Genomic DNA, 12,329 nt, shown 5'->3' on the forward strand with positions numbered 1-12,329 from the left:
ACTAAAATCATGAGAAAAATTACGCTATTAACTTTAATCTTAATCCCCTTGTTTGGATTTTCCCAAACCTTTGATTTTACTAGCTCTTCCGATGGTTGGGATGCAGTTACTACAGGTGCAACATTAACCCCGAATGCTACCTTTGTGGCTGTCGACTTAACCGAAGGTGTTAATAACCCTAAATTCGGAAGTACCACGGCAGGCGTAGATGGTGTTACGAACACCATTTGTGCGGTAACCTTACAAAATCTGAGTGCTAACGGACCAACATTCTTGAGAATTTCTTATCCAAAAGCTGCCGGTGGTCGCGTTTATCAACAACAAGATATTACAGCCGGTGATTCAGGATATGTTACCTATTATTTTGATTTAACCAATTCGGAGTGGGGCGATACCGCTACGGAAGATGATATTCAGGTTCATTTTAAAGCAGCTGGTAATGCTACCTATACGGTTCCGGTTGGAGGAGTAACGGTTAATATCGATAAAATTGAATTTATTTCCTCTATACCAACCACTTTGAGAGAAACTTATACGTTTGATACAGATAACGATACTGAAGGGTTTGTGGCTACTAACGGAAGTATTTCAGGCCCTGCAGGAGGTATATTAACGTTTACTCCTGATCCTGGTAAATATGCCAAAATTGAGCAAACTTTACATCATATTAATGCCGATACACATAAGTATGTACACATAACTTTGAAAAATAATTCAGCAACAAATGATCAACTTAGATTTATTTATGGTACGAATACCAGAACAATGACCATGAGTACCAGCGATGCATCGGACCAAACCTATACTTTTGATCTTTCTGATGCCGGAACTGATCCTGAATGGACCGGTAATCAGACGTTTACTATAGGTATTGGTTCAACCATTTCCGCTAATCCCGGGCAGGCTAATGATTCCGGAACGGTTGAATTCAATTCCATCGTAGCGGATAATACACTTGCAAATCGAGAATTTAATACAGCAACATTTAGTATGTACCCTAATCCGGCTCGAAATGTTCTGAACTTTCAAACTAAAGATGAAATTTCAACTATTAAAATTTATGATATCACCGGTAAAGTGGTGATGACTTCATCCACTTTAAGTGATAAAAGAATGAACGTTTCTCAATTGACCACCGGAATATATCTCGTACACTTACAAACCCGTGACAATAAAAACGGTATTCGTAAGCTTGTAAAGCAATAAAGTTCAACCTCCCTTTGTAATGATTAATAGCGTTACAACTGAAAAAAACCTGTTAGTTCATGGCTAACAGGTTTTTTAATTTTTGCTTTGTAAAGCATTCTAAACTTCGACGTAATTAAATTCCCCAGACCTTTCTAAACTGTGTCATGCTGAACTTGTTTCAGTATCTAAGCTCTAAATCCGATAGACCCTGAAACAAGTTCAGGGTGACAGCATTAATCGGAGGATAATAGATATGGAGTTTACTCGAGCGTTTTTTTTACACTATTTTTTAAGCAGTACGCTTATTGATATGCTTTAGCAAAACTCTCCGACGTTTCTAAAATTTGTCATGCTGAACTTGTTTCAGCATCTAAGTTCTACATCAGATAGACCCTGAAACGAGTTCAGGGTGACAGCACCAATCAGAGGATAATAGATATGGAGTTTACTTGAGCATTTTTTTATTTGAACTTTTTTAAAGCATTACGCTTTCTGTTGTACCAATACAAACCTCTCGGACCTTACTAAATTTTGTCATGCTGAACTTGTTTCAGCATCTAAGCTCTAAATCAGATAGACCCTGAAACAAGTTCAGGGTAACAAATTCAGATAAAGGATAATATCTCTCACGTATACTTAAGAGCTTTTATGGTTTGGTTTTATTAATGAATTAAAGACCTTTATCTATAAGTTTACCTCAGAAAACGATTTATTGAGAGCAACCCAATGCCATTCTGATTTACCAAAATTACCTGAATCTTGGATAACTTTCATATGTGTTTCGTTGATTATTTCCACGGTTATTTTTCCATTTAATTGATCTTTTCCTGCAGGAATATCCGCCCATGTCAGTTCTAATGTATCGTCTTTTATTTTTCCGAGGCCAACATGGCACCAGTTTTCACCTAGATTTACATCATCGGTCTTTTGATTCATCCCAAGCCAAAAAACATTATTTTCTACAACATTTATCCAAAACGGATTTTTACCCATAGATTGCCAGAGGCCTGGTTTAATTAACGGTTTTGAGTTTGACATTTTTATGGTTTTTATTGGGTTTTGATTTGGTAAATAACTTTTTGTCTGCTTCGAGTTTTTTAGATCCTCTCTGAGGATTTTTATTTTGGTTTTTGCGTTTTCATTGTTGGGATTATGAGCAAGAGATTTTTCATAATTTTTTATGGCGTTTTCTATATTGCCCAAATGATCATAGGCCTCTGCTAAACTATCAAAAGCATTGAATGATTTTGGATAGTTTTTAGTATTCATAATAAAGAAAGCTAAGGCTTCTGACTTTTTGTTTTGATCATTGCTTCTTAGCATCGTGTAGCCTATGCGATTTACAAGAGCTTCAGGAGGATTAACATTCCATGAAAGCCGATCCGACAAGGTTTGAAAATGTTGCTCAAGTTGCTTCGTGTTTTTTACATCACGGTAGTAAACCCCATAACCATCAAACAAGGCTGAAATGCCATGATAAAAAGCAAGGGGTGGAACGGAACCGTGATTTTCATTTTCAAAGTATTCTAATTTACCAGGAAACTCATTCTTACATTTACTGTTTAGGGCTTCATAGAACCGCACATGCCTATCGCGATTTCTAAAATTTCGTTTTCCCCAGTTAGCAGTAGCTATGTAAATAAACCGCTCAAAAGAATTGTCGGTAACAGTAGCTAATTTATTATCCATGGTAGTAGCATCCCAGGCGCCAAAGCTGGGATCCACAGCAAGAAATGCATTAAAAAGAGTGTGTTCTTTCATATAGGTATGCGCAGCTAATAACCCTCCGAGAGAATGCCCGAATAGAATTCTGTATGGTTCAGTCCTGTAGTTCTCATCCAGGAAAGGGATGAGTTCATTTTCTAGAAAGCTTAAAAACCTTTCGCCACCCCCGGAGTCATTTTTTCGTGTTGTAATGATTTTATCTGGTGTGAAATCTCGTCTTCGGTTGATATTCTCTATGGCGACTATGATCATCTCAGGGATTTTCAAATTTCCGTTATAACCCGAGCTCATATAATTCACCATGCCGCTTATGGATTGAAAATGTATATTTCCGTCGAGAACAATAAGTACCGGATATCTTTTATAGGATGAGTTTTTATCATTGTAGCCTTCGGGAAGGCTCACCAAAAATGGTCTATTTTCATTTAAAATTTTTGAATGAAGTGTGTGTTTCGTTCCGATTGTAATTTGTTCATTGTTTTGAGAAATTGCCTGAATGATTCCTAAAAGGAAAAAACTTATAATCAGGATGGCTTTTTTCATAATATTACTTTGTTTGAATTTTGAAAAGTGTTGGTAGTTAGGAGATATTTGCTAAAATTTTATTCAGGGTTTTATTTAGTTGTTCCAATTCTTCTTCTGGAATTCCAGAAAATGCCGCTTCGCGGTTGGTCTTTATTACAGGTTCTAATTTTGATAATATTGTTTTTCCTTTCGTAGTGAGTTCAATTTTGAATCTTCTACGGTCGTCCTTATTTATTGTTCTCTTCAGGAAATTTTTATTCACCATAAGGTCGATCATTCTTGTAATTGACGCGGAATCTTTAAAAACCATTTCAGCTATTTCTTTCTGACTTAATTTCGGGTAACTATCCAGATATTGCAATATCAACTTTTGATCGACCGTAATATCGTCAACAACGTTTAAAAAGTTTCGGGTAGAAAATTTTCTATAGGTTTTAATGGTTTTTTCGATCGTGTAGAAAACGGTCTTTGCAGGGGTCTTCATAATATTTGTTTGATACAAATGTAATTGATATATCAATTAAAAATAAATATTATTCAAATTTTATTCAAAAAATATGCACTTTAAGATTTGGAAATCAGGAGAACACGAAAAATAAAAACTTGATTTTACTGTCGATATTTTTGTGTATCTTGACATATTATTTTTTGATTCAGCTTTTTTTATTACTTTTCGTACAAACTACCAATTGCTATGAATGATATTAATATCAAATCAGCTTACCATGAAATATTTAAGTCTTACGATAATCCCTCTCTCGAACATCACATAAACAAAATCATTGAATTAGACGATTATCTGCCTTATAGTTCAACATTTTTCTGCATCACGAATACGCAGAACCTAACCTTTGAATATGTGAGTAAGAACATGCGATCTTGTTTAGGTCTTGACAAAAGCCTTTTTGAGGAGCATGGGATGCGTTATTTTTGGAGTAGGATGCACCCGGACGATCTTGAGAAATGGCTGCAAGCCTTAAATAGTCTGATGGAATTTACATTAAATGAAATTCCGGAAGGGGATAGAGAGAAAATGACCTACACATGGAACTACAGGTTTAAAAATGCTGATGATGAGTATGTGAATATCATTCAGAATACAAGTCCTCTGGAATTTGATACAAATAATAAGCCTATCATAGGCCTTGCACACTATACCGTATTGCATCCTGATATTAATTTGCAGATTTGTGCTTCTGCGAAACGCTTGAATGCCCATAATGAATACGATACGATGTATTTCAATAACTTCTCTCAGAAATTGATTTCTGATGGGATAAGTAACAGAGAACGTGATGTGATTCGCTTATTGGTTTTAAATTATTCTAGTAAAGAAATTGCCGAAAAACTGAATATTAGTCCGAATACTGTGGACACACACCGCCGAAATATTCTAAAAAAATTGAACATTTCTTCTACCGGCGAACTTATAGGTATGATGAAATTAAATCAGTTTTTGATATAAAAGGTTAAACAAAACGCCGTTATTTAACTTATTTCCTGACAAATCAATATGTTAAAATTTAAAAATATTGAAAAATACTCATTTTGAGTATTGCGTCGTATGCTTTTTTGTATGATATTTGAACAGCTATTAGTCAATTCTTAGGGAGGATTATCTAAACGGAAAAAGTGTCTGATGAATTTCAGGCACTTTTTTATTTATAGCATATCTTCTTATTATTCAGGAAGTAAATCTAAAAGTCGCTCCATGGCCATACCTCGAGACCCTTTTATTAGGATGGTTTTATGATTTAAATTGGAAAGATCTGTAGCTTGCTTGAATGCTTCAAAGGTTTTGAAATGAGATATTTTATTTGATGTTGTAGCAGCCTCTGAAAAATGTTTTCCAATACAAGTGATAGCCTCTATATCCAAGGAATTTGCAAGTTCTTCAATATTTTGATGCTCTTTCAACGCATCTTCACCCAATTCAAACATATCACCTAGAAATGCCATTTTAGATCCGGATTGCCGGCTAAGATTTAAAAGCGCAGCGCGCATACTTGTTGGATTAGCATTATAGGCATCCAAAATGATCTTATTTGTTCCTAAAATTTTAATTTGAGAGCGATTGTTTGATGGTACATAACTTTCTATGGCATGTTTTATAGACAACTTATCCACTTTAAAATAATGCCCCATAGCCACTGCGAAAGCTATATTAGTAAAGTTGTAATCTCCGATAAGTTGGCTTTGGATCTCTAACCCATTATAAGCCAGTCTTACAAAAGGATTGGCATTCTTAAAATCTACAGGAACATCCTGATTTGAATTTCCGAAGGTAAAACGGTTTATACCTTCTGTTTTTTCCATTTGGATAGGGTCTTCAGCATTAACAAAAGCGGTTTTTTCGTGAGATTTTAAATAGTCATACATCTCACTTTTTCCCTTTATAATGCCTGCAACGCCGCCAAAACCTTCAAGATGAGCTTTACCATAGTTGGTGATCAAACCAAAATCGGGTTGCGCAATACTACATAAAAATTCAATTTCTTTCTGATGGTTGGCGCCCATTTCAACGATACCCAGTTCAGTATCCGGGGTCATGGATAACAATGTTAGCGGCACGCCAATGTGATTATTTAGGTTTCCTACGGTAGCAGTGGTTTTGTATTTCTGAGAAAGTACGGCGTTTATAAGTTCTTTTGTTGTCGTTTTCCCGTTACTTCCGGTTAGAGCAACTATTGGCGTTTTTAAATAAAATCGATGAAAAGTTGCCAGTTCCTGAAGGGCTTTCAAACAGTCCTTAACAAAAATAATGTTTTCAGATGTTTGGAATTCTACCTCGTCTACAATGGCGAATTTTGCGCCTTGTTTTAAGGCCTCTTCCGCGTAAGCGTTACCATTGAAGTTCTCGCCCTTTAAGGCAAAAAACATAGCGTTTTTACTAATTTTTCTGGTATCGGTTGATACCGCTTGGCATTCTAAAAAAAGCTGGTGTAGATGTGCTGTGTCCAATGATTTTGTTTTACAAATAAATGTATTAAAAAAGTCCTAACTAATGTCAGGACTTTTTTGATTTTTATGCTTAAAAACGTATTTAATTTTTTGTTTTCTTTTGCGTTTTAGATTTTGAACCTACTCGCGACATCGCACATCGGAAACCAATATAATCGGTAGCCATATCTTGTGGGAAGTATCGGCGTTGAGCAGGATCTAACCAATAAGCTCTGTCTTTCCATGAGCCCCCTTTGTAAACACGAACTTCATCGCTAATTAAAGAGGTTCTGGTATTACTCTTATCATATTCTCTGATGATTTTACCATTCTCATCTCTTTCAATTTTGTTTACTGGAGAGTTGTACATTTTTCGTGTTTGAGCTTCTTCATCGGTGTTTTCATCATCATCACCAAAACTTTGGTAATTTCTTGAAGAACGTTTGTCGCCATCTCTGAAGTTTATTTCGTCACTTCTATCGAAATTAGTACGAAGATAAGTCTCATTTTCGTCTACAGGTACTTGAACGATTTCACCAGGTAAATTTCTGGCTACCACTTTCCCGTTCGAAAGTGTATCATACTGGATATTATCAGCACCAACAACTTTTACCGTACCATCATCATTAATCGCATTTTTAGTGTAAACGTTTCCTCGGAAGTAGTTAAAATCATTGTACTCGCCATCAACTATAGGTCTGTAAACATCAGCGACCCATTCGGCTACGTTACCGGCCATATCGTACAATCCGTAATCATTAGGCTCGTATGATTTCACCTTGTTCGTGATATCGGCACCATCGTCAGACCAACCTGCGATTCCGCCGTAGTCACCTTTTCCTTGTTTGAAGTTAGCCAATTGGTCGCCGCGATATTTACGGGAACCATTACGGGTATATTGACCTTCCCAAGGATATTTTTTACGACCTCTATAAAGGTTATAACTTCTTAATTCGCTTAAACCAAGTGCGGCGTATTCCCATTCAGTTTCTGTTGGGAGTCTGTATTTTGGAGAAATAATTCCGGTTGCTCTTGTAGCGTAAATATTAGTTTCGTTTCCGTCTGCATCCGTTCTAGTAAAACGTTTGCTTTTACCATCACCATTCAATACTTCTTCATTACCACCATAGGTTAAAGTTGGTGCATTGATATAAGTATCAGTACTAAAAGTAGATTCGGCGTTAACATCCAAAACCTTGGCATCACGTTTTAAATAACCTGCCTTTTCAAGGTTGTATTCGTTAACACGATCTGAACGCCAGTTTGCAAACTCTACAGCTTGAATCCAACTTACACCTACCACAGGATATTGTCCGTAAGCAGGGTGACGCAAATAGTTATCCGTCATCACTTCATTATAGCCCAAGCGGTTTCTCCAAACTAAAGTATCTGGTAAAGCGCCATTATAAATGGCTCTGAATTTTTCTTCTGATGGGGGATAAACACGTTTGATCCAGTCAAGGTACTCGAGGTACATCTCGTTGGTCACCTCAGTTTCATCCATGTAAAAAGATTGTACGTGCTGCTGAGTTGGTGTGTTGTTCCAATCGTGCATCACATCATCTTGAACACGTCCTTTTGTAAATGTTCCACCTTCAATAAATACAAGACCAGGAGAAGTTTCCTGCTCTTTAAAATCTGTATTGTACTGAAAACCACCATCTTTGGAATTAATTTCCCAACCGGTAGCTCTGGAACTATTTCTCGAACTCGAAGATTTTTTACAACTGGTTGCAACTACCGTGAGAGCCGCTACTAGCAGTATCTTGTACGTTACTATTTTTTTCATATCCATACGTTTAAGTAAGCTAAAAATATTTTATTTGGTGCTGCAATATAACAATTAAACCGAACAACGCAAGTGATTTTATGCATTTTAACCAAAAAAAAGAGCATTTCACCCTATTTTTGATGCATTTCGTCGATGATTTTATTCGTTTTATTACTCCGTTAGTCTAATTAAAACGTCAATTTTCCTAAAATATTATCTTTACTTTTGTTCAAATATTATTATTTGTGAATTAGCAATACTATTGCGTTAGTTAGGAACGTTATTTGGTGATGAAGAAAGTTTTAGGGTATATTTTATTAATGATCTCGGTAGCAGGATTTGCACAGCAAAAAACCTTTAACCTGAATTGGGACGGTGATTACAAAATTTCTGATGGAAATGAGACCATGGTTCTTCCTGCATTCGATCCGGCTTATTTCAATTTTGATACCGAAAACGGATTAAACTTTATAGCTCAATGGGAAACCTCTCAAATTGTGAACGAGGCTTCACTGCAAATTTCTAACGTTATTTATGCTAATTTATCTTCTACGGAATTAAAAGATCTGGATCCGAAAAAAATTCCAAGTACGTTAAAAACAAGTTTAAAAAATGCCACAGCTCGTGGTAAACGTTTTGTAATACTTCAAATGTCGCCTATTATAAAGTCCAGTTCAGGCAGTTTTCAAAAAGTAGTGTCATTTCAAGTTTCCTATGGATTTGGCTCTAACCTTGGAAAAATAAGTACACAGAATAAATTCAGTTTACAAAAAGGGGTGAGCAGCTCTGTTCTTAGTTCAGGACTTTGGTACAAATTCTATATTGATTCCACTGGTGTATACAAATTATCTAAAGATTTCATTCGTGCTTTAGGTGTTAGCGTTGATGGTTTAGACCCCAGAACGGTTAAGATTTATGGTAATGGCGGGGCCATGATCCCTTATACCAATCAAACGCCTTACCCAATAGATGTTCAGGAGAATGCCATAGAATTTGTTGGCGAAAGCGATGGTGTTTTTAATGACGACGATTATATTTTGTTCTTTGCTGATGGTCCCAAACAATTTAATTCCGAAAGTAATACACACATTAATTGCTATACAGACAAAACCTATTATTATCTGAATATAAGCCCGGGAAATGGGAAACGAATCCAGGCTGCTATTCAGCCTCAGGGTACTGTTGATATGGCCATAAGTACCTTTGATGATTATCAGTTTTATGAAGAAGATAATTTCAATATTGCGAATTTGGGTAGACGCTGGTTTGCCGATCGCTTTGATATTGAAAATTTAAAAACGTTAACTTTTAATTTACCCAATTTAGTAACTACAGAACCGGTTCATATAAAAGTCCTTGCAGCTGCAGCCTCAGCTTCTCAAAGCACCATGGATGTTCGGGTAAATAGCGCTAATGTGGCTTCTATAACTTTGCCAAAAGCTCCAACCTTTAATTTAGCATCAGATGGATTCTATGATGGTGATATTAATGTTTCCGGATCGGTTTTAAATGTTGCTTTGGAATATAATAATCAAGGAAATCCTTCAGCAAAAGGCTATTTGGATTATGTTTCCATAGAGGCTGTTCGGGGTTTGACCTTCAATGACAAGCAATTTTTATTTCAAAAAAAGGATGCTGCACTTAATTCTGGTATAGCCTCTTACACGTTAAGTAATGCAAGTAATGTTTCTGAAGTATGGGATGTAACTGATAAATATAATGTAACCGCTATAAAAAATACCGACGCTAATAATAGCTTTACATTTAATGCTAATTTAGGCACCTTAAGAAAATATCAGGTGGTAACGTCTTTAGATTTTTACCAACCGCAAATGGACTCTGATCCAACGCTGACCAATCAAGATCTTAAGGGCACAATTTTTAATGACAGCCAGGGGCAATTCCAGGATATCGATTATGTCATTATTACGCCTGTGGCCTTGTTGTCTCAGGCAGAGCGCCTGGCTGCAATTCACAAACAGCAAAGCAATCTCAATGTTAAAGTGGTAACGTTAGATCTTATTTATAACGAATTCAGTACAGGGAATCCCGATATAGGTGCTATCAGGAACTTTATAAAATATGTTTACGACAATCCGAGCACCACGCAAAATCGTGTTAAATATGTTTGTCTGTTTGGAGACGGTTCTTTTGATTATAAAGACCGCATTCCCAACAATACGAATATTGTTCCCTCTTGGTATTCTTATAATAGTTTTAGTGAAACCAATTCTTTTGTTTCTGATGATTTTTATGGCATGATGGATCCTCAAGAGGGCACAATGGTAGCTTCAGATAAACTAGATATTGCTGTTGGTCGCATTCTGGCGGATTCGCCACAACGCGCTCAGGAACTTGTGGATAAGATCGCCACTTATTACGAAAAAAAATCTTTCGGTAGTTGGAGAAATAATTATGTTGTGGTCTCCGATGACGTCGATCAGGACTGGGAAGGTATTATTGAAGAAACCTCCGAAGCTATTGCGAATGAGGTTGTACAGAATAAACCTTTTATTAATATTATTAAAATTTATGCGGATGCCTATAAACAAGAAACTTCCGCCGGAGGCGAAAGATATCCTCAGGTGAATACCGCTCTGGTAAATGCCATTGATACCGGCGCCTTAATTTTTAATTATTTCGGTCATGGTGGTGAAGATGCTCTTGCTCAGGAACGTATTTTTCTGAAACCGGATATTGAAAATCTGCGGAATTTCAATAAACTGCATTGCTTTGTAACGGTGACTTGCGAATTCACCAAATTCGATAATCCCTACAGAGAAACTGCCGGTGAACTTATTTATTGGAACAAACAAGCAGGCTCCATTGGTTTAATTACCACAACGCGCCAGGTATTTGTTACCTTCGGAATTAATTTCAACAAAATTTTAGGGCAATATTTATTTTCATACAGTACCAATGATACGTTTGGTGATTATGAATACCCTACAATGGCTGAAGCTTTACGCTTAGCTAAGAATAATATTGGCGGTCCCAATTTGGAACAAAAGCGATTGGTGTTTTTTATTGGCGACCCGGCAATGACCCTGGCATTTCCAAAACCCAGAGTTCGTTTAACTAGTATAAACGATGTACCGGTAGGGCAGGCCACTGATACTTTGAAGGCCCTAAGCTATGTGAAATTAGCCGGAGAGGTCACTGACATTTCAGGCAATTTGTTAACCAATTATAATGGAGTTTTATCTACGACAATTTTCGATAAGAATATTCAAAGGCAAACTTTGGCCAATGATGGCACTCGAAATAATGGTGTTTTAGTTAAAATGGATTTTGAAACTTTGGGTGAAATTATTTTTAGAGGTCAGGCTTCTGTTAAGAACGGACAATTTGCTTTTGATTTTGTAGTTCCAAAGGACATTGGAATTCCGGTTGGTTTTGGAAAAGTGAGTTTTTACTCTGAGAACGATGCGGCTCTCGAAGATCAAACAGGAGCGAGTGTCAATACAGTAAAAATTGGTGGACTTAACGAAAATGCCGTCAATGATAATACGGGTCCCATAATTAACCTCTTTATGAATGACGAAAGTTTTGTTTCAGGAGGTATCACAAACGAATCGCCAACCTTGCTTGCAAAACTATCGGATGAAAACGGTATAAACACAGCTAGTGGTGTAGGGCATGATATCGTAGCTATTTTGGATGGTGATGAAACAAACCCCTTCATCTTGAATGATTATTATCAAACGGAAGTAGACGATTACACTAAAGGTTTAGTGACTTTTCCTTTTCGGGATCTTGCTCCGGGATTACACACCTTAACGCTAAAGGCCTGGGATGTATTTAATAATTCATCTATTCAGGAGATTCAATTTATCGTTTATGATAAAGATCAGAGCCTGGTACTGGAAAATGTATTAAATTACCCAAATCCTTTCGTGAATTACACGGAATTTTGGTTCAATCACAATAGTTCGGCACCTTTAGACGTTTCTATACAGATATTCACGGTATCCGGAAAATTGGTTCGAACCCTTCAAGGGCAAACCACCGGAGCAGGAGTAACAACGAGCACCTTATCCAGAGATATTATTTGGGATGGTCGTGATGATTTTGGAGATAAACTGGGAAAAGGTGTTTACATTTATAAATTAACTGTGTATTCCAGTGTTTTGGATAAAAGAGCAGAAAAAATTGAAAAACTAGTCATACTATAAAACTA

At 36.5% G+C, this 12,329-nt stretch carries 7 protein-coding genes; 3 read left to right on the forward strand and 4 right to left on the reverse strand.

The features are described 5' to 3' along the window. Positions 1-9: 9 nt before the first annotated feature. A complete protein-coding gene (locus tag ABD682_RS06100; RefSeq protein WP_344740125.1) occupies positions 10-1,206 on the forward strand; it encodes a T9SS type A sorting domain-containing protein in 1,197 nt (398 codons plus the stop codon). A gap of 666 nt (positions 1,207-1,872) precedes the next feature. On the opposite strand, the gene ABD682_RS06105 is transcribed toward ABD682_RS06100, so the two are convergent. Together ABD682_RS06105 and ABD682_RS06110 are read right to left on the reverse strand one after the other, a co-directional pair. Then, positions 1,873-3,456: an alpha/beta hydrolase-fold protein gene (locus tag ABD682_RS06105; protein ID WP_344740127.1), complete on the reverse strand. Its 1,584-nt coding sequence runs from the start codon at positions 3,454-3,456 to the stop codon at positions 1,873-1,875. 37 nt (positions 3,457-3,493) lie between these two features. After that, a complete protein-coding gene (locus ABD682_RS06110) occupies positions 3,494-3,922 on the reverse strand; it encodes a MarR family winged helix-turn-helix transcriptional regulator (RefSeq protein WP_344740129.1) in 429 nt (142 codons plus the stop codon). 210 nt (positions 3,923-4,132) lie between these two features. Here ABD682_RS06110 and ABD682_RS06115 point away from each other — a divergent pair, with 210 nt between their 5' ends. After that, positions 4,133-4,903, forward strand: a complete 771-nt coding sequence (locus tag ABD682_RS06115; RefSeq protein ID WP_344740131.1) for a LuxR C-terminal-related transcriptional regulator — start codon at positions 4,133-4,135, stop codon at positions 4,901-4,903. Between the two features lie 215 nt (positions 4,904-5,118). On the opposite strand, the gene ABD682_RS06120 is transcribed toward ABD682_RS06115, so the two are convergent. Beyond that, complete coding sequence (locus tag ABD682_RS06120; RefSeq protein WP_344740133.1) at positions 5,119-6,399, reverse strand: UDP-N-acetylmuramoyl-tripeptide--D-alanyl-D-alanine ligase; 1,281 nt, start codon at positions 6,397-6,399, stop codon at positions 5,119-5,121. 82 nt (positions 6,400-6,481) lie between these two features. Continuing rightward, positions 6,482-8,173, reverse strand: coding sequence for a gliding motility lipoprotein GldJ (gene gldJ / locus ABD682_RS06125; RefSeq protein ID WP_344740136.1), 1,692 nt, complete (start codon positions 8,171-8,173; stop codon positions 6,482-6,484). 266 nt (positions 8,174-8,439) lie between these two features. On the opposite strand from gldJ, the gene porU reads away from it, so the two are divergent. Then, a complete protein-coding gene (porU, locus tag ABD682_RS06130) occupies positions 8,440-12,324 on the forward strand; it encodes a type IX secretion system sortase PorU (protein ID WP_344740139.1) in 3,885 nt (1,294 codons plus the stop codon). The last annotated feature ends 5 nt before the right edge of the window (positions 12,325-12,329 follow it).

The organism is Gaetbulibacter aestuarii (genome assembly GCF_039537665.1).
GTDB lineage: Bacteria > Bacteroidota > Bacteroidia > Flavobacteriales > Flavobacteriaceae > Gaetbulibacter_A > Gaetbulibacter_A aestuarii.